This window comes from Geomonas sp. RF6, assembly GCF_021044625.1.
In the GTDB taxonomy this organism is placed as follows: domain Bacteria; phylum Desulfobacterota; class Desulfuromonadia; order Geobacterales; family Geobacteraceae; genus RF6.
The window spans coordinates 4,947,445-4,965,234 of the sequence record NZ_CP087999.1; the positions used below are offsets into that span (position 1 = coordinate 4,947,445).

Here is a 17,790-nt window from a genome sequence, read left to right on the forward strand (position 1 = left end):
CCCCGTTCGGAGCTCCCCCCACCCCCGCCCCCCTCTTCTTCGACAGGAAAACGAGCCTTACGAGGGGCGCGCAGCCAAAAACCGCGTCACTTCCTGCCCTTCCAGCGACGCCCCATTTTTAATCTATAATCGCTTGACTTTGCCATACATCTTGTGGTTTATTCCCATGCCGCCACTAAATGTGGTATCAAAGATGTTTCATTGCAAACTGCAATTTATTTAAGGAGAACGAAAGGTTATGAAAAAGACGGCAGAGAAGGGGAGCGCACCGGCGCTTTCCGAAAACGCACTGAAGGTACTCGAAAAACGCTATCTGAAGCGGGATGCTTCCGGCAAGCCGCTGGAAACTCCTGCCGACATGTTCCGCCGCGTGGCGCGCTCCATCGCCGCGGCTGACGCCGTCTTCGATCCCTCCGCCAATCTGGATGCCCTCACCGAAAAGTTCTACGGGATGATGACCCGTTTCGAGTTCCTCCCCAACTCCCCTACCCTGATGAACGCGGGTCGGGAGCTCGGGCAGCTCTCTGCCTGCTTCGTTCTTCCGGTCGGCGACTCCATGGAGGAGATTTTCGAATCGGTCAAGAACACCGCGCTGATCCACAAGTCCGGCGGCGGCACCGGCTTCTCCTTCTCGAGGCTTCGCCCGGCAAACGACACCGTCATGTCCACCACCGGCATCTCCTCCGGCCCCCTCTCCTTCATGAGGGTCTTTGACGTCGCCACCGAGACGATCAAGCAGGGTGGCACCCGCCGCGGCGCCAACATGGCGATCCTGCGCGTGGACCACCCGGACATCATGGACTTCATCATGTGCAAGGCGGACCAGAAGCAGCTCAACAACTTCAACATCTCCGTCGGCATCACCGAGGAGTTCATGAAGGCCGTTGACGCCGGTGCCGACTACACCCTCATCAACCCGCGCGACGGCAAGCCCGCCGGGACGCTGAACGCGCCGAAGGTCTTCTCCCGCATCGTGAAGCAGGCGTGGGAAAACGGCGAGCCGGGGATCATCTTCCTCGACAGGCTCAACAAGGACAACCCGACCCCGCACATCGGCGAGATCGAGTCCACCAACCCCTGCGGCGAGCAGCCGCTCCTCCCGTACGAGTCCTGCAACCTCGGCTCCATCAACCTCGGTAAGATGGTGGCCAACGGCGCGGTGAACTGGGAGAAGCTGAAGGACACCGTGCAGAGCGCGGTGCACTTCCTCGACAACGTCATCGAAGTGAACAACTACCCACTCCCGCAGATCGACGAGATGACCCGCTCCAACAGGAAGATCGGCCTCGGCGTCATGGGATGGGCCGACATGCTCATCATGCTGAACATCCCGTACAACTCCGACGAGGCAGTCGCCCTCGGCGAGAAGATCATGAAGTTCATCAACGAAGTCGGGCACCAGGCATCCCGCGACCTCGCAGTCGCCCGCGGCCCCTTCCCCAACTTCAAAGGCTCCATCTACGACCGCCCGGGCGCGGCCCCGGTGCGTAACGCCACGGTGACGACGATCGCCCCGACCGGGACGATCTCCATCATCGCAAACTGCTCCTCCGGCGTCGAGCCCCTCTTTGCTGTCTCCTACGTGCGCCAGGTCATGGACAAGAACATCCTGGTGGAAGTCAATCCGATCTTCGAGAAGGTGGCGAAGGAAGGTGGCTACTACTCCCAGGAGCTCATGCAGAAGATCGCGCAGCACGGCCACATCCAGGACATCACCCTGATTCCGCAGGAAGTGCGCGACGTTTTCGTCACCGCCCACGACATCACCCCGGAAGAGCACATCAACATGCAGGCCGCCTTCCAGCGCTACACCGACAACGCGGTCTCCAAGACGGTGAACTTCCCGAACACCGCAACGATTCAGGACGTCGAGCAGGTGTACCGCCTCGCCTACGAGTCCAACTGCAAGGGTGTGACGATCTACCGTGACGGCTCCCGCGACGAGCAGGTCCTCTCCACCGGCGCCAAGAAAGAAGAAGCGGCACCGGTGGCGGCTCCTGCCATGTCCGCCGAAGAGAAGCGCACCATCAAAAAGGTACGTCCGAAAGCCCTTAAAGGGTGGACCTATCAGATGCAGACCGGCTGTGGCCCGCTGTACATCACCATCAACGAAGACAACAGCGGCCTCTTCGAAGTCTTCACCACCATGGGTAAGGCGGGCGGCTGCGCCGCATCGCAGTGCGAAGCGATCGGGCGCATGGTGTCCCTGGCATGGCGAAGCGGCATCCAGGGAAGAAGCGTCGTGAAGCAGCTCCTCGGCATCTCCTGCCACTCCCCGGCCGGCTTCGGCGAGAACAAGGTCCTCTCCTGCGCCGACGCAGTCGCCAAAGCAATCCAGTCCCACCTGGTCCTCACCGGCCACGCAGAGACGGTCGAGAAACCGACCTTCGAGCGCGGTGCCTGCCCCGAGTGCGGCGGCGTAGTGGAGCATGAAGGGGGCTGCGCCGTCTGCCGCGTGTGCGGCTACTCCGAGTGCGCGTAGGGTATAACGATCTGCAGTATTAACAAGAAAAGGAAAGCCCTCGGAGTCAACGAGGGCTTTCCTTTTGCCTGAAACTCATATCGAGCAAGAAGCAATAGAAATGACGCAAGAGAATTCCCGTTTCACCTATCGCCCCATCGGTCTTCTCCGTTCCCCCTATTCCAGCCGCCTCGATGCCCCCCATCAAGGTACGGTCGTGGCCGGCACGGCAACCGGAAATCTCGCTACAGCCACGCTGGTACTAGAGGATTGGCTGGACGAGAAGGTCGTTCAGGACCTCAGCGGCTTCGAGAGGCTGTGGCTCATCTTCGACTTTCATCGGAATGACGGGTGGAAAAGCAGTGTGAAGCCCCCCCGCGGCGGCCCGAAGCGCGGCGTCCTCGCCACTAGGTCGCCGCACCGTCCGAATTCCATCGGCCTCTCCGCCGTAGAGTTAGTCAGCGTCGAAGGAAAGACGCTGCACCTTCGGGGAGTGGACCTCCTCGATGGCACACCCGTTCTGGACATCAAGCCGTACGTCCCGTACGCCGACGCCTTCCCGGATTCCAGGGCCGGCTGGATAGACGAACTCGACGCAGCATCCGGTCGTTTTTCAGCGCCGGGACCGCGCAGGCCGAGATAGCAGGAAAGCACCAGCGGCATAATCGCCAGACAAAAAGCCCTCCGGCATACAGAGGGCTTTTTTCACGTCTGAAGTAGCATCAAAGAGTTTCCGCGCACGATCACCCACAGACTGTCGCAGGTGCCCAGATGCCGAGGAGGCACATACCTCTCGAAAGTGCTTCAGGGCGAGAGGATCACGCTGAAACGCCCCCTTTGCGCCGCTTGCCATAGATGGCAACACCGAAGCATCCGATGCTGAGACAGATCACAGTTGCGGGCTCAGGGACAGGTGCCGTCTCCGCCTCGCGCCCGACTGCGGTGAGGACGATATCATCAAGGGTGAATGAAACATCATCGAGCCACCGCGAGGGCCTGTCCTTCGCGGTGACGGTTAGGTCAACCCTGCCGTCACTCAGGGTGCTTCCCTGGAGGAAGAAAGCGAAGAAGTCGGTACTGACAAAGGCAGGGTAGTGACGCAAATCGGAGTCCACGGAGATCCATTTGACGTGGCCGGGCCCGGAGAAGTCGAGTAAAAGGAGGGCCCCGAGCACGGAGTCACCAGGCGTGAATCCATCTGTGGCAAGGTCGAGGGTTGTCTGGTAGGTGGCGCCTCGCCCGAAGCCGTAGTGTGGATGCTCCGATACCGTCCAGACCGTTGCCGATGCGACTGCGGCGTGCGCCAGCATCGCCAGAAAAGTGAGTACCATAAGTGTGTTTCTCATGCGTCCCCCTTTGACTGTTGGAGATTCTTTCTCGGATCTCAGTGGAACTGCGAGCAAAGGACATGCATCTTTCCACCACAGATTCCCATCAGGCGGAGCCGGAACAGAATAAGTGCCCGGCTCGCGATCGGCTTCCGACCTCGACTAGCCGCACCTCAATGCTTGACGGTGAGGAGGCAGGTGCAGCTATCATAAGAGGCAGGGCGGACCGATCATGGGAGTCGCTCACCCATCACCGCAAATGGCACGACTCAAAAGACAGATGGTGGTCTAATTTACCACCGCCATAGAAAAGAACGCCGCAACAGCAGATGCGCATCTTCGTGGCCAGCGTCCTACAAGTAAAATGGCTAATGAACATTGGGTCAAGGTATGTTTTAGCTGTACCGATGGTTGTATAGTTGGCAATGTGCAGGATACATCGTGAGTGGGAATATTGGTGAGAAATGGTGGAGATGATGGCACGGCTCACCTAAATCAAGCGCCATATCAGCTTTAACCAATAGCTCTGCATCTTTTTCAATGCGGGACGCTGGGATATAGCTTCTATAACTTGAGGTAGGGAAGATCACACGGGCTACGAGGTGAACGACGATGGAAAATTGATTTGCTAGCGGACACGGGAGAGTTCCTTTTACTTCTCCAGCAGCGTGAGCGCGCCCTCCGACCGAGTAAAACGCCAACCTTGGATGCGCCTGGCGCTGAGCGTCTCGAAGAAGATCCGTCGGGGCGGAAGTTTCTTTCTAACAAGGAAACCACTGCAGGCCCCGCGAAGAGCATGACAGCGGTTGCAGGCTCCGGAACCAGAGCGATCGACGGTGCCGTCAGTCCAGGGGGTCACAGTCCAGGGGGTCACAGTCCAGGGGGTCACATTCCAGGGGGTCACATTCCAGGGGGTCACATTCCAGGAGGTCACATTCCAGGGGGTCATTCCAGGGGGTCATTCCAGGGGGTCAGGTCCAGGGGGTCAGGTCTTGAAATATAAGGTTTTGAGGCGAGTCGGTTCCCTCTCAGTTCGGCCAGACGCGGTGCTGATCAAAAACCTGATAATTCAAGACCTGACCCCCGCCCTTTATCACTCCACTACGCCTGCCCAGGTGTTCCCCTGCAGGAAGCTACCTTCCACACCCGATTCCATCTGGCGCAGGCGCCGGAACGGGACGGTGAATGTTAGCTTGTCGGCGCAGCCCTGGCTTTTCAGGTTCTTCCGGGCCGAAATGTCGGTGAGGCCGATCAGGCAGCGGGGATTCTCCGACTGCGCCTCTTTGTAGGAGAGTATCCCCATGACCTGGCAGGCGGCAGCATAGGGGATTGCTACGTTTTCCAGGCCGGGGCGGTCGTAGTTGGCGAAAATCACCAATGCTGAGAGCTGATCCGCGTTTACCAGGAAGGTGACGGAAACGGGTTCCTCCTGCGCGGGGTCGACCTTCGACAGCGGTTTCATCACTACATACTGCGTCGGCACCTCGGTGATCGGCAAAGCCTTTACGAACTGATTCGCCAAATCGGGCGTCTGCTTGTACCGCTCGCCATGCAGGAAGTGCTCGACGAAACCGGCAGGTGCACCCGCCGCCTTCATCCCCTCACCGATCGCTTTGCCGGCAGGATCCTTTTCGTTCCCGGTCGAGAGAAACCGACAAAAACCGGGGAGGCCACCGGGGAACTTCTCATACGCGTTGCCAAAGCCCAGCCCGATCCCGCCACCGGGGCACGCATAGGACTCACGATCAAAAACCGCCGTATTGCCGCGGGCTGCCGAGGCAAACATGAACATGACACAGGACGGAGCACCCGCCTTGAATTGTGCGGCTCCCTCCGGCTTCTCGTCCGAGAAGATTAGTGCCACCGGCTCGGTTTCCAACCTCAACACCTTCGCAATCTCCGAGTCCATCCTGCTTCTCCTTTTCTGATGGTTACGATCTCTGCCCCGACGCCCACAGGATGTGCAGGCGTCCTCTCCCGTTCAAGACCGGTGCGTCAGTCGACATCATCCTGATGCCTTCTCCTTGCCAAGCCGTGCTCCAGCCGTTTCGTCAGCACCGTCATCACCGAAATAGCCTCGCCGATTCGGGTGGTGCCGATTCCGTCGGCAATACGGTTTGCCCACTCCGCCTGACGATTCCTCACTTCCTCCATCACGCTTTTTCCGTGCGGTGTCAGCGAGTACAGTTTTGCCCGGCGATGTGCGGGGTTGGCAGACGTCGTGACGAATCCGTCTTTGGCCAGGTAGTCGGCGATGCGCTGGACGTTTTGCCTGGTAAGTCCCATCCGGCGTGCAATCTCGGCCACTGTTGCCGGGCCTTCATATACAGAACCAAGAACCTGCCACCTCGCGCTCGTCAGCCCCAGAACACCCACCAACTGGTCGCCAGCAGCAATCAGGGCACCATTGAGACGAAATGTCTCCAATATGAGCTTCGTGAAATCGGCTCCTTCAGGCGTGTGTCTCATCTCCCCCCCCGTTGGCAGCAAGTTGCAACATTGACAACTGATTGTCAACTGAATGTTCGGGTGGGCCAAAGCTCTTCTCCACCCCCACGGCAAAATAATATTTTCCGGAGCGGTGGAGAGTTTTGCGGTATAAATTACCTTTGATCCTTTCGATCACCTAGCAAACACTCCCGTATCCGCCCCCCCGCGACTAAAGAGGACATCTCGGCAACAAGAAAAGGAGAAATCGTATGGAAAAAGACAACCACGTCGTCTTGGGTATTCACCTGCAAAACAGGGTAAAAGATGCTCCGGAGGTCCAGAAGGTTCTGACGGCTTATGGCTGCAATATCAAAACGAGGATCGGGCTTCACGAGGTGTCCGACAACTATTGCGCCGGCTCGGGTCTCATTCTCCTGGAAATGGTAGGGGATGCTACGAAGTACAAGGAGCTTGCGGGAACGCTGAACCGGTTTGACGGAGTAGAAGTCCAGAAGATGGTTTTCGGCCACGACTAGATCCTGCACCGATGCCAGTCCCAGCTGTTCAGGGGGTCGCGTCTCAGCCTGAATCCGCAGACGCGGCCCCTTCGGCACATCATCGGACTTCTCCCCCCTTCCACAAGCTTTTCGCATAGCCTCCGGTGTCTATTCCCCGCCACTCAGCCGCAGATGCTCCCCCCAAGTTCCGCTGCAACCTGCCATCGCTCCTCGATGTAGCTATAATTTATATGGTGCTTCACCGCGCGCATTACCACGTCACGAGGAGGAAACAGAATGGTTGTTACTGAACAAAAAACAGGTGCTCTCGCCGTAGCGTCTCTTATCGCGGCGTTTCTGAGTTTCTTTCTGACCTTTGCAGGGCATGGCATACTCGCTGTCGTCTGCGGCGTGCTAGCGATCCCACTCGGTGGAATAGGCTTGATGATGGCCGCGTCGCCGCGGGTGGGCGGAGGGATCATGAGCATCGCAGGCATAATACTGGGAGTCATCGCCATCGGAGTGGCGGTTCTTGGCGGCGTAGGGAGGACGCTCTTCTAAAGCGCCGAATGCAGGGACCTGCTTTTTCTGTTGTCAAGTCAGCCACCATCCAGACCCGTTCCCTCCCCTTCACAGGGGGGGGAAATGGGAAGTTGCTTCCATTTGCTGCTTTCGTCACCTGGGCATCACCACGTCGATATGTGACGGCGCGCAGGCGAAAGGACCGCACGTGCAGCCCGCTTCCTGCCGCCGGCCCCGCACATGATCGGTCCCTCTTTCTCCACGAATACCGGTGGTCATATCCTATCGTTGACTCCAACAGTCGTTTTGCCTCCACGTCCATCTTGCAGTTGCATCGTGCGGCGAATCGTCCTAAAGTTGCACGCTTGGCAACACCTATTCCAGCAACGGGCCCTTCCACATGATATCTGCCTATCCACTCGCGCTCTCCCCGACAGTCACAGGCTTCGGTCTTGGGGCGAGCCTCATCGTCGCTATCGGCAGCCAGAATGCCTTCGTGCTCAGACAGGGGCTAAAGAACCAGCATGTCTTCACGGTGAGCACGATCTCCTTTCTGTGCGATGCCCTTCTCATTTCTCTTGGTGCCGGCGGATTCAGCTCGGTTGTCGCCACTTCCCCGCTCCTCATGACCGTAACGCTGTGGGGAGGTGTCCTCTTTCTGTCCGCCTACGGCCTGCGCTCCTTCGCGGCGGCCGCGAGACCGGGGATGCTTGAGGCAATTCCTGATGCAAAGGGGCCTGCACAGTTTGCGGAGGTTCTGGTAACGACGGTTTCCCTGAGCCTCCTCAATCCGCACGCCTTCCTCGACACTGTGATCCTCCTCGGAAGCGTTGCAGGGCAATACGCGGGGCAGTCACGCCTCCTCTTTGCGGCAGGAGCCATCTCCGCCTCATTCGCCTGGTTCTACACCCTCGGCTATGGCGCGCGCATGCTGGCTCCCCTCTTCCGCAACCCTTTAGCATGGCGCCTCCTCGACATCGTTGTCGGCTGCACGATGTGGGGAATCGCCATCAAGCTGGCATGCTCCATCTAAGTCGAACGCTGTATAGCAGAAGTATGATTCGCTGGCAGGGGTAATTTCGCAGTTAGCGGAAGCGTGGCAGCGCAAAACCCGCCCCATCGAGGAGGAGAAAGACGATGCCGTTTGAGACGATCATTTCGTGCGAGGAAGCAGCAAAGCATCTGGGAGACGGCGGTTGGGTATTCATAGACTGCCGGTTCCAGCTGGCCGACAAGGAGCAAGGCCACAAGGAGTACCTGGCCAATCACATCGAGAACGCGGTGTACGCCGACCTCGAGAAGGATCTCTCCGGCGAGGTCGTCCCTCTTCTGACCGGGCGGCACCCGTTGCCGCACAAAGACGCCGTAGCAAGAACTTTCTCCCGACTCGGGATCTCCAGCGATTCGCAGGTGGTGGCGTATGACTACCAGGCGGGGCAGATGGCGGCCGCGCGTTTGTGGTGGTTGCTAAAATGGGCAGGGCACGCTGCTGTTGCCGTGTTGGATGGAGGGTACCAGCGTTGGACGAGCCTCGGGCTGTCGGTGGAATCGGGGAGCCGCACGAACGAGCGCGGCGATTTCAGCCCCAGGTTCAATGACGGTTTGGTGGTTGTCGCAGAGGACGTAATGGAGAGGATAGGGGATCCTTCGACGGTCATTGTCGATGCCCGTGCGTCAGACCGCTTCCGCGGGGAAAACGAGACTATCGATCCGGTGGCGGGGCATATTCCGGGCGCGATTTCGGCTCCCTTTGTCGACAATATCGCGCCGGACGGGAAGCTAAAGACAGCAGAGGAGTTACGGCGGCAATTTGAGGTAAAAACAGGGGAGACGCCGGCGGAGAAGACGATCTTTTATTGCGGCTCCGGCGTCACTGCTGCACAGAGCATCCTTTCCTTCGTGCACTGCGGCAACCGCATGCCTCGCCTCTACTCAGGTTCCTGGAGCGACTGGATCACAAAAGGGGACAGGCCTGTAGCCGCTGGGGAGTGACGCTTTTGACTAGGAGTGGGCGACGTCAGTGCCGGGGCCCGGAGGAATAAAAACACCGAGTTCAGCGGTCTGCTCCCACAAGCGGAAACCGCCGCGGAATGCATTGGCGTTGTCCCCTGCCCGGCACCCCGGGGGCAATTCTTTCAGCTTGTGGACTTCGCCTCCTCCGAGGACTACATCTTCCGGCAGTAAGGCTGCGACAAGCCTTTTTACTACGTCTTCCACGCAGTGCCGCCATTTCTGCTTCCCCATCCGCATCCTCCCGCGCCGCCCCACGTACTCCTCGAAGGTCCCCTTCCGGTACGGCAGGTGCCCCAGTTCCATCGGGACGATGATGCCATCGACGATCAGGGCGGAGCCAAGGCCGGTGCCAAGCCCGAGGAAGAGCATCTTACCCCCCTCATAGCTCCCCAGCGCCTGCATCGCGGCGTCGTTGATGACCTTGACGGGACGCCCGAAGGCAGCCTGGAAATCGAACCCGACCCATCCGAACCCGAGGTTGACCGGCTCCAGGACAGGGCGTCCGCGAAGGACAGGGCCGGGGTAGCCGAGGGAGACGGCTTCGAATTCCCAGCCCTCGACCGCCTTCAAAACACCGGAGACCATCTGCTGCGCGGTCAATGCTGTACCTGACGGGAATTTCCGCGGCTCCTTCTGCCCTGTTGCCATCATCTTGACGTTATTCCCGCCAATGTCGACGACCAAAACGTTCATATGAACCTCTGCCGAAGCCTCACCGGAATAGGTTGCCGATACTTAGAATACTGTAGCACGACGAATTACAGCCTGCCTCATAGGACCCTCAAAGGAGTAGGCGAGGCTTTCACGTCCTCATTTGGCGAAGGTCCAATCGGATCCGGGGAAGCCGTAGTATGTTCAACGAGGCGCCGCACGCGACCTCGCGTCCCCCCTTTGCGAAGGTTCATCCCAGGGATCCGGGGGAGCGTGGATACATTGCCACGAAGCACTGCAGAAGGCCTAACGTTCCCCCCTTTGCGAAGGGGGGGCAGGGGGGATTTGATCTTCAAGTCTCCTCCAGAACCGCAGCCCGTTTAACGCTCTCGGTCGTCGAACGCAGTGCTGCGGCGATCTAAAGATCAACGACATAGGCCCCACCAGTTTCTTGCAAGGTGGAATCAAATTCCTTGAGTTGCGCACTTTGCAGGACGGCTTTGGTCAGGTCAAATCCCCCCTGTCCCCCCTTCGCAAAGGGGGGGACGCGAGGCCTCGTGCGGCCCATCATTGGAACATACTACGGCTTCCCCGGAATTCTCGGATGAGTCTTTGCAAAGGGGGGGACGCGAGGTCGGTGCGGCGCTTCGTTTAAAGAGACTACCTTTTCCTCACCATTCACGGATGAACCTTCGCAAAGGGGGGGACGCTAGGTCTTGTGCGGCGCTAAGCTCCTCGGAACTCTCGGATGAGCCCCTAAGCACGAACCCACCGCTGTCGCTATTTGCCGTGCTACCGCAAAAGCCTGCCTCCGCCGATTTTGTAGTGGAAGAAGGCGATGAGGTTGAAGGTCTCGTGCTGGTACGACTTTGGGAATGAACCGACCCTGCCTATCATCCGGAGGGTGCGCAGAACCTCGTTGTCGAGGATCCTGCTGCCGGAGGTTTCCAGCAGCTCTACTTTCTCGATTTCTCCCCGCCTGTTGAAGGTGATCTTCACCGGCGTCACCCCCTGAATCCCCTGTTCGGCCGCCGCCTGCGGGTAGTGCCAGACCCCATAGACCGCCCTTTCGAAGTGCATCAGAAAGGACCCGAAGAGGATGTCGTCGGAGTTGAGGAAGCTGGCTGTGCCGTCTTCCACTTCGGGTCCGTACTTCTTGCGGTAGCTCTCCTCGGTCCGCGCGAGGCTTCGGCCGCTGGGAAAGAGCTTGGCGATCTCCCCCCCCTGCCCCGTCTCCCCCTTTGGCTTGAACAATCCTTCGCCACGGGGCGTAGCGCGAGCAGTACCTTCGGCAGAAGACTCACCAGGCGTCTCCGCAGAAGGCGCAGGCCCCACCGGCGGCGCGCGGCGCGGTACCCTGCCGCGGCTTCCTCGTTCCGTCAGATGCTTTTCGGCGGGGGAAACCGTGTCCCTCTTCTGCTCGCCCCGCCCAAACTCCGACTCCCCCTTCGGCGCCACCTCCCTGGGCACACGGCGTTTCTGCGCCCCGCGCCTTTTCGTCTCCACCTCCTTCTTCGGCTTTATAGGCGGGAGCTCTCTGAAGTCGTTCAGGTCCAGCATCTGAGGTTCCGGGGCGGGAGGTTTTCGCTCAGGAGCAAGGTGCAGCAAAGCCGTAAAAATCGCCACGTGTAGCAGGACGGAGAGAAATATCAGGTACAGAAAGCTTTTTTCCACGTATTTATCAGACATCTCTCTCCGCCCACGGCCATTGTCTTATCGATGCTGGGACATTTCTAAGCACCTGTGCATCCGCCGGGATGCCTCAAGAGTACGACCAGATAATAATTATTGCAGACACTCACACGATGGCCAGCTCTTTGATGGCAGCACTTTTCTACGTGGTCTTGATGCGCACTCTCAGCGGTTACTGCAGATAACTATGGGCGGAGGCCGCGGTCGTACTGCCATAGCTTGCCTCTCGCCTGAAACTGCCTTTTACGAGGTCTTCTGTCCCCAGTTGTGACATAGAATTATTGAATACAAATTTGCTTTTTTTATTAATGTGCTTGAAAATTGATTTTAGTCGGAGTAAATGAGCATGCAGGCGGTCAAACAGAGTATCCCCGCCTAATCGTCGCCACCCGATCAGCGATCTCTCTGCTAGAGCTGTGCTGAAAATCACGCCCAGGAATAACACGCCATGTTTGATCCAGACTCAGACGATCTTGATGATGCACAGCCGACGAAGACGGATCTGATCGCGCTGGAAATGGAGGAGGAAGACGATCCTGGCGAGGTCTGCAAACCGACTTCTATGGACGATCCGTTGGCGTGCCTGAAGAAAGCGATCGGCCCTTTGCTCAGCAAGGATGAAGAATTCGATCTGGCAGCGAGAATTAGGCAGGGGGACCAGGCAGCATTGGACAAGCTCGTGAAGTCCAACCTGAGTCTGGTGATCCAGATAGCGAGAAGGTATTACGAAGGGCACTTGAAGTTTTCCGATTACGTCCAGGAGGGATGCATAGGCCTTACCATCGCAGCGAAGAAATTCGATGGCAATAGAGACATCCGGTTCATCACCTATGCAAAATGGTGGATCCGTCAGTGTATCGGACGGGCCATTGCAAATCAGAACAAGACTGTCCGCTCACCTGTGAGGCACGTCGAGCGCATGAACAGGATGCGGTCGATCATAAGCAGATTTACCACCCTGCATGGGTATGAACCTTCCCCCGCAGAAATAGCGCGCGAAATGGAATGTGAAGAGAAAGTGGTGCTGGATCTCTTGAGCGAGATGGAAGATGCATTGTCACTCAACAAGCGACTGAGCGAGGATGACGGGACAGAGTATGCCGACTTGCTCGTTGACGAGAATGGCAGCAATCCCGAAAGGTACATCGAGATCAAGGAGCTTGAAGATGCTTACGATGCGGAATTCAACAAACTGACGGAGAAGGAGAAACAAATCTGCATGTTGGAACGTTCAGCCAGAGTATCATCCGAAGAGAAAAAAGGGATGAGCAGGCAGCTTATCCACCAGTACAGGATGTCCATTCAGAAAAAGATGATGCGGTTTTGCGAAGAACACCTCAAATGCTGATCCTTTAGCCTCCTTTGAGCCCATCCCTGTGTCACGGTTGACTGATGAGTGGTCAGTTCCAATCCGATTCAGATCTGCACCTCTATTTCTCCTTCCGCGTACTCCCGGCCGCCCTGTCCCATCCATACCGTGCCCAGAGCGAGAGGGATTTCTCTGCGATCAGCCGAGGTCCATGTCAACCCATATCGCGGCATGGTCGGAAGCGGCGTGAGAAGCTTGGGTGATCTCTTCGTAGTGGGGGAAAAGGGTCCCGTTGGCACCACCCCACACCCCTTTGCGCCACACGCCGCCGCGAGTCACGCGTTGAAACAGCGCGGGCGAAAGGAGTATGTAATCAATCTTGTTTGATTTCGCCCCGTTTGCAAAGGTTCCGGGGCGCCCGTCTCCTTCAAAGAGAGGATGATCGAAAATGTCCTTGAGCTCCGAATTACCCGAAAGGAGCGGAGAGAGAGGCCCGCTGTCAGGGGTGTCGTTGAAGTCCCCAACCACCGCCACAAATTCGTACCCTTGTGAGCGCCTGAGGTCGTATATCTCCCGCACTCTTTCAGCCTGCACCTTTCGGCGCTGGTCTGAGTCATCCTGGGCGCCATACCCTTTGCTCTTCAGGTGGTTGACGAGTATCAGGAGCGGTCTCTCCCCTTCGCACTTCACGAAGTATTCGGGGCAGTCGCGGCTGAAGATTCTCCGGCCACTCCTTTTATCATCCACATGGCTCACCATCGACTCTATTTCGTATTGTCCCTTTGTCAGGAGCCCCACATCTATCCCTCTGTCGTCATTGCCGTCGATCAGCATGATGCCGTCGTATGCCGCGCCGACCGGCTTCAGGAGTTGATCGTTGAAATGACGCAAGGCGATCCTGTCTTCCGCCTCTATGACAGCGAGGATGTCGGCTCCAACGTCTTTGACCACCTTCGCCGTCATTCGAACAGCGATATCGTCGACAGCCTCCGTCTTCAGTTCGAGCCATCCCACCCAATCATCCCGACCGTCTGCAACAATTTCCGGCGGGCGGTTTTTTCCTCTTTTGATGAGGCATCCACGGCATTCACGGAGGATGACGTACTCACCCTCGTTGCGTCCCAGCATGCCGAGAGTCTCGATGGAGGCCAGTATCTCCTTTTTGTCCGCTTCCGTGTACGTTTCCTTTTGCAACAGGGTGTTGAGACGGCTGAACTCCGTCAGTATCCCGGCGCCCGCGCTCCAGTCCTCGAGGTTCATGATACGCGCGCGAGAAAACAGGTTCTCCAGATTGAATGAAGCGATCCGCATGGAGTGCCTCCGGACTTTGAGAGGTGGTGTGCCTAACCGTAAAACAACGATTTCACGTGATATCTCTACCATTGCTTTTTGTAGTTACAAGAGGAAGAGATGTCAATGAGGTCAGGGGAAGCTGCAGCTCGCGGAGCGACGTCAGTCATCCCGGCGCCGGCTGCATTGACGTCGAGATAATAACCTACTGGAAGTGCAGGGAGAAAAGTGATGTAATGCCCTTTGGCGGTAATGGCGGCATCGTGGACTATGGCAGGGACGAGGATTGGCGGGACACGAAATGGTCCGGAAAGACTTCTACAAGGCACTTGGAGTCAGTAAAGGTGCGCAGCAGGAAGAGATACTGAAAGCGTATCGAAGGCTTGCCCAGAGATATCACCCCGATGTCAACGGCTCTCCGGGAGCGGAGGACAAGTTCAAGGAGATCGCTGCGGCTTACGAGATACTGGGAGATGCGGAGAAGCGCCGGCAGTACGACAGGGACCAGAAAGGCATTTTCCGGTGGCCTGCCGATCTCTGGCGTCCGAGGGATGCGGGGCACCCCTCCCCGCGCAGCGGCGAGCACGGCCTTCATGGAGTTGTTTCAAGAGATTCAGCAGAGGCACTTTCAGGTGGAGGATGGGGGCGACGCGGAGAAGATCGTGAGGTGATTTTGGAGATACCGGTGGACGATGCCCGGCGTGGCGCCTTCAAGACCATAGAGCTCGTCAGGGTTCTCCGCGACAGCTACGGCGCAACCCAGAGGGTGCGCGAGTTCCTGGTGGTGGAAGTGCCTCGCGGCGCGACTGCCGGGTCATTCATCATATTGCGCGGACATGGCAGCCCCGGTCAAGAAGGAGGTGCCGACGGTGACCTTTTTCTCAGGCTGCGAATAGTACCGGATGACTGACCGGAACAACAGAGGGTTGCCAAACCAAGGGAAATCCCCCCTGTCGCCCCTTCGCAAAGGGTCTTCCGGGAATTCAGGGGAACGCGCTACAAAGAATCCCGGTGCCCCCACGCTGGAGCGTAGGCATCTTGCCTGCGATGGCGGCGCAGCCGCCACAGGCCGCGCGGCTGGCGCCGCGGTACAGGCTGGGAAGCCTGTGCTCCAGCGCGGCGCCAGTAGTGTCCCCTCACGTCAACGGAAGCGACCGGGCTCAATTCCCGGAATTCCCGGATGAACCTTCGCCAAGGGGGGAACGCGACACACCGAGCACTCCTAGTGCGGGAGACTGGGATGGTTCCATCGAAGGGACGAAGGTAGGCTGTTGTTCTTCCGGCAATTCGGAACTTGGGGAGTGTCGGCTCTCAAACGAGAAGCGCTACTGCGTTCCCCCCTTTGCGAAGGGGGGACAGGGGGGATTTTCGTTATCCGAGCATCTCCTCCATGGGGCACGACGTGGCCATGCCCCACTCAGGTTTCTGCGCTGCCAACGACAGCACTGATGACGTGGCTCAGATCATCCGCGCTGTACGGCTTCACCAGCACGCCGCTGAACCCGTATTCCCGGAACTCCGCCATTACAGGGTCGTCAGCGTACCCGCTCGATACCACTGCCTTTACGGCGGGGTCCTCGAGAAGGAGGGCCGAAACAACTTCCTTCCCCCCCATCCCGCCCGGTACCGTGAGATCCATGATGACGGCGGCATACCTGCTGCTCTCCCTTAGGCTGCGGCGGTAGGCAACCAGCGCCGCCTCGCCATCCGCCACAACGTCGACCCGGTAGCCGAGTTGCTCGAGGAGTGCCTGCCCCACCTCGCGTATCAGCGGCTCATCGTCCATGAGCAGGATCCGTCCGCACCCCGTCTGCCCGTTGGAAAGTGTGACCGGCTCAGGTGACGGTTGTGGAGGACAGGCTGGAAGCGTGACGGTGAAGGAGGTGCCCAGCCCCGGGACCGAATCGACGCGGATCTTTCCGTCGTGGTTCTTGATGATGGAATAACAGCTGGTGAGCCCCAACCCGCTCCCTTTTTTGGTGCTGAAGTAGGGATCAAAAATCTTTGACCTGATGTTTTCGGCAATCCCGGTACCGGTGTCACGAATCGAGAAGCTGACGGTGGGCTCCCCACTCGCAGTGAGGGAGCGGAGTGACTCGACGGTGACGCTCCCCCCCTCGGGCATAGCTTGAATAGCGTTCAGCACCAGGTTGTGCACCACCTGCCCCAACTGCCCCTCATCGGCCTGGAGAAGAAGTTTTTCAGGCGCCAGCCGGAAATCGCAACGCACGTTCGAGCCGAGTGCAGCGAAAGTGACGGCATCGTGCAGAAGATCATTCAGCAACACCGTCTTGCGAACAGGTTTTCCGCCGCGGGCGAAGGTCAGGAGTTGCTGGGTCAGCCCCCGTGCACGCACAATACCCCGCTCACTCTCCCTGAGATGCTCGACCACCTCCACCTCGGAGGTACGGGAGCGGGCCAGAGAGACATAGCCGAGGATGATGGTGAGGACATTGTTGAAGTCGTGGGCGATGCCGCCTGCCAGTACCCCGAGAGACTCGAGCTTCTGGGTTCTCAGCATCTCCTCGCGCGCCTGCCGCTGCTCAGTTATGTCATCGATTATGCCGACATACCCGGCTACCCCTCCGCCGGGGGAAAAATATGGATGCGCGAGCCCCCGTACCCACACCGGTCGCTGTCCGTTCGGTATCTGAAACTCGTGCTCGAAGGGCGCTCCTGCAGCGACCGCAGTACTCCACGACGACAGTATCCGTTCCCGATCTTCAGGATAAAGGATGCCGGACCACGATACCCCTTGAGCGTCTTCTGCGCCGGCGCCGAGAAGATCCCGCAGCCGGGGGTTTGCGTAAATGCAATTTCCGTCTGCACCGGTCATGAAAATCCCGATCGGTGCGGCCGCACAGAGGGTACGGAACAACTCCTCGCTGTCACGCAAGGCCCGGTGTGCCGCCGCAAGTTCCGCGGTTCTTGCCTCGACCCGCGCCTCCAGCTCGGCATTTGCGCGCTCGAGCGCTTCCTCCGACTCCCTGCGGGCCGTGATGTCGATATGCTGGATAACGGCGTTGGTGACGATACCGCCCTCGTCGTTGACGGCAAAGATGGTGACGTCCAGTGTCACCCGGGCATGCTTCTCCAACTGGAGGTGCTCCACTCTCGAGCTGTCGTACCTGATCTCGAAGCGGGCGGTCTCCCCGAGCTCGAAAACCCGTTCCACCAGAGGGAGAAAGCCCTGCTCCCTGACAAGGTTGTCCTGGAGGACGTTGTATTTGCCGACTACGTCGTCTTCTGTCACGTTGAGCAGTTGGAGACAGGCGCGGTTTATCCTGATGAGGGTGCCGGAGCGGTCGGATATCCAGGTGGGGTTCGGTGTCTGTGCGAGGATGTGGTCGATCAGACGGCAGCTGTTGGCTAGGTCGAGACTGGAGACCATGCAGCACGCTCTCGACGTGCCATTATCCTCGGACGGATCAAGGCTCTCATTTACCATTTGTTACCCCGGCGGTGAAGGGATGCGGTTCCAGAGAATCGGCAATCGATGTACAATGGGAGCCGCGAATATAGCAAAAAGGAGGGAACAAATATAGCTTGATCATCAACTTGTCCGCCAACGTGTGGCAAGGATCACAAAGCTCCTGC

The 17,790-nt window shown here is 58.4% G+C and carries 15 protein-coding genes; 8 read left to right on the forward strand and 7 right to left on the reverse strand.

The annotated features are described in order from the left end of the window. The first annotated feature begins 238 nt into the window (after nucleotides 1-238). Both LPW11_RS20980 and tsaA read left to right on the forward strand, forming a co-directional pair. Nucleotides 239-2,482 carry a vitamin B12-dependent ribonucleotide reductase gene (locus tag LPW11_RS20980; protein WP_230995815.1) on the forward strand — a complete coding sequence of 748 codons (2,244 nt, stop codon included), beginning with the start codon at nucleotides 239-241 and terminating at the stop codon, nucleotides 2,480-2,482. 100 nt (nucleotides 2,483-2,582) lie between these two features. Beyond that, nucleotides 2,583-3,104, forward strand: a complete 522-nt coding sequence (gene tsaA / locus LPW11_RS20985) for a tRNA (N6-threonylcarbamoyladenosine(37)-N6)-methyltransferase TrmO (RefSeq protein WP_230995816.1) — start codon at nucleotides 2,583-2,585, stop codon at nucleotides 3,102-3,104. Nucleotides 3,105-3,279: 175 nt separating this feature from the next. Here tsaA and LPW11_RS20990 read toward each other — a convergent pair whose 3' ends face one another. The 3 genes from LPW11_RS20990 to LPW11_RS21000 all read right to left on the reverse strand — a co-directional run bounded on the left by LPW11_RS20990 (nucleotide 3,280) and on the right by LPW11_RS21000 (nucleotide 6,258). Then, a complete protein-coding gene (locus LPW11_RS20990; RefSeq protein WP_230995817.1) occupies nucleotides 3,280-3,807 on the reverse strand; it encodes a PEP-CTERM sorting domain-containing protein in 528 nt (175 codons plus the stop codon). 1,075 nt (nucleotides 3,808-4,882) lie between these two features. After that, nucleotides 4,883-5,698, reverse strand: a complete 816-nt coding sequence (locus LPW11_RS20995) for a DUF169 domain-containing protein (RefSeq protein WP_230995818.1) — start codon at nucleotides 5,696-5,698, stop codon at nucleotides 4,883-4,885. A gap of 86 nt (nucleotides 5,699-5,784) precedes the next feature. Next, nucleotides 5,785-6,258: a MarR family winged helix-turn-helix transcriptional regulator gene (locus LPW11_RS21000; protein WP_230995819.1), complete on the reverse strand. Its 474-nt coding sequence runs from the start codon at nucleotides 6,256-6,258 to the stop codon at nucleotides 5,785-5,787. 230 nt (nucleotides 6,259-6,488) lie between these two features. Between LPW11_RS21000 and LPW11_RS21005 the strand changes: the two genes are divergently transcribed. From LPW11_RS21005 to LPW11_RS21020, 4 genes are all read left to right on the forward strand, one after another. Continuing rightward, on the forward strand, nucleotides 6,489-6,755 hold the full coding sequence (locus LPW11_RS21005) for a hypothetical protein (protein WP_230995820.1): 267 nt from the start codon (nucleotides 6,489-6,491) through the stop codon (nucleotides 6,753-6,755). A gap of 258 nt (nucleotides 6,756-7,013) precedes the next feature. After that, nucleotides 7,014-7,277, forward strand: coding sequence for a hypothetical protein (locus tag LPW11_RS21010; protein WP_230995821.1), 264 nt, complete (start codon nucleotides 7,014-7,016; stop codon nucleotides 7,275-7,277). Between the two features lie 361 nt (nucleotides 7,278-7,638). Beyond that, entirely contained in the window at nucleotides 7,639-8,271 is a 633-nt protein-coding gene (locus tag LPW11_RS21015; RefSeq protein WP_230995822.1) for a LysE/ArgO family amino acid transporter, read from the forward strand. A gap of 104 nt (nucleotides 8,272-8,375) precedes the next feature. Then, entirely contained in the window at nucleotides 8,376-9,230 is an 855-nt protein-coding gene (locus LPW11_RS21020) for a sulfurtransferase (RefSeq protein WP_230995823.1), read from the forward strand. 9 nt (nucleotides 9,231-9,239) lie between these two features. On the opposite strand, the gene LPW11_RS21025 is transcribed toward LPW11_RS21020, so the two are convergent. Beyond that, nucleotides 9,240-9,944: an ROK family protein gene (locus LPW11_RS21025; RefSeq protein ID WP_230995824.1), complete on the reverse strand. Its 705-nt coding sequence runs from the start codon at nucleotides 9,942-9,944 to the stop codon at nucleotides 9,240-9,242. 750 nt (nucleotides 9,945-10,694) lie between these two features. Beyond that, nucleotides 10,695-11,591 carry an energy transducer TonB gene (locus LPW11_RS21030; RefSeq protein ID WP_230995825.1) on the reverse strand — a complete coding sequence of 299 codons (897 nt, stop codon included), beginning with the start codon at nucleotides 11,589-11,591 and terminating at the stop codon, nucleotides 10,695-10,697. Nucleotides 11,592-12,042: 451 nt separating this feature from the next. Here LPW11_RS21030 and LPW11_RS21035 point away from each other — a divergent pair, with 451 nt between their 5' ends. Then, nucleotides 12,043-12,942, forward strand: a complete 900-nt coding sequence (locus LPW11_RS21035) for a sigma-70 family RNA polymerase sigma factor (protein WP_230995826.1) — start codon at nucleotides 12,043-12,045, stop codon at nucleotides 12,940-12,942. A gap of 159 nt (nucleotides 12,943-13,101) precedes the next feature. Here LPW11_RS21035 and LPW11_RS21040 read toward each other — a convergent pair whose 3' ends face one another. Then, nucleotides 13,102-14,214, reverse strand: a complete 1,113-nt coding sequence (locus LPW11_RS21040) for an endonuclease/exonuclease/phosphatase family protein (protein WP_230995827.1) — start codon at nucleotides 14,212-14,214, stop codon at nucleotides 13,102-13,104. Between the two features lie 280 nt (nucleotides 14,215-14,494). On the opposite strand from LPW11_RS21040, the gene LPW11_RS22450 reads away from it, so the two are divergent. Continuing rightward, complete coding sequence (locus LPW11_RS22450) at nucleotides 14,495-15,103, forward strand: DnaJ domain-containing protein (RefSeq protein WP_331001589.1); 609 nt, start codon at nucleotides 14,495-14,497, stop codon at nucleotides 15,101-15,103. A gap of 507 nt (nucleotides 15,104-15,610) precedes the next feature. On the opposite strand, the gene LPW11_RS21055 is transcribed toward LPW11_RS22450, so the two are convergent. Continuing rightward, nucleotides 15,611-17,641, reverse strand: coding sequence for a PAS domain-containing hybrid sensor histidine kinase/response regulator (locus tag LPW11_RS21055; protein ID WP_230995828.1), 2,031 nt, complete (start codon nucleotides 17,639-17,641; stop codon nucleotides 15,611-15,613). Nucleotides 17,642-17,790: the final 149 nt, after the last annotated feature.

What these genes read in the sequence shown, in the direction of transcription:
- LPW11_RS21020 (WP_230995823.1), top strand. Translation starts at nt 8,376, where the DNA reads ATGCCGTTTGAGACGATCATTTCGTGCGAGGAAGCAGCAAAGCATCTG.
- LPW11_RS20995 (WP_230995818.1), bottom strand. Translation starts at nt 5,698, where the DNA reads ATGGACTCGGAGATTGCGAAGGTGTTGAGGTTGGAAACCGAGCCGGTG.
- LPW11_RS21030 (WP_230995825.1), bottom strand. Translation starts at nt 11,591, where the DNA reads ATGTCTGATAAATACGTGGAAAAAAGCTTTCTGTACCTGATATTTCTC.
- LPW11_RS21000 (WP_230995819.1), bottom strand. Translation starts at nt 6,258, where the DNA reads ATGAGACACACGCCTGAAGGAGCCGATTTCACGAAGCTCATATTGGAG.
- LPW11_RS21055 (WP_230995828.1), bottom strand. Translation starts at nt 17,641, where the DNA reads ATGGTAAATGAGAGCCTTGATCCGTCCGAGGATAATGGCACGTCGAGA.
- LPW11_RS21005 (WP_230995820.1), top strand. Translation starts at nt 6,489, where the DNA reads ATGGAAAAAGACAACCACGTCGTCTTGGGTATTCACCTGCAAAACAGG.
- LPW11_RS20990 (WP_230995817.1), bottom strand. Translation starts at nt 3,807, where the DNA reads ATGAGAAACACACTTATGGTACTCACTTTTCTGGCGATGCTGGCGCAC.
- LPW11_RS21015 (WP_230995822.1), top strand. Translation starts at nt 7,639, where the DNA reads ATGATATCTGCCTATCCACTCGCGCTCTCCCCGACAGTCACAGGCTTC.
- LPW11_RS21035 (WP_230995826.1), top strand. Translation starts at nt 12,043, where the DNA reads ATGTTTGATCCAGACTCAGACGATCTTGATGATGCACAGCCGACGAAG.
- LPW11_RS22450 (WP_331001589.1), top strand. Translation starts at nt 14,495, where the DNA reads ATGGTCCGGAAAGACTTCTACAAGGCACTTGGAGTCAGTAAAGGTGCG.
- LPW11_RS21010 (WP_230995821.1), top strand. Translation starts at nt 7,014, where the DNA reads ATGGTTGTTACTGAACAAAAAACAGGTGCTCTCGCCGTAGCGTCTCTT.
- tsaA (WP_230995816.1), top strand. Translation starts at nt 2,583, where the DNA reads ATGACGCAAGAGAATTCCCGTTTCACCTATCGCCCCATCGGTCTTCTC.
- LPW11_RS21025 (WP_230995824.1), bottom strand. Translation starts at nt 9,944, where the DNA reads ATGAACGTTTTGGTCGTCGACATTGGCGGGAATAACGTCAAGATGATG.
- LPW11_RS21040 (WP_230995827.1), bottom strand. Translation starts at nt 14,214, where the DNA reads ATGCGGATCGCTTCATTCAATCTGGAGAACCTGTTTTCTCGCGCGCGT.
- LPW11_RS20980 (WP_230995815.1), top strand. Translation starts at nt 239, where the DNA reads ATGAAAAAGACGGCAGAGAAGGGGAGCGCACCGGCGCTTTCCGAAAAC.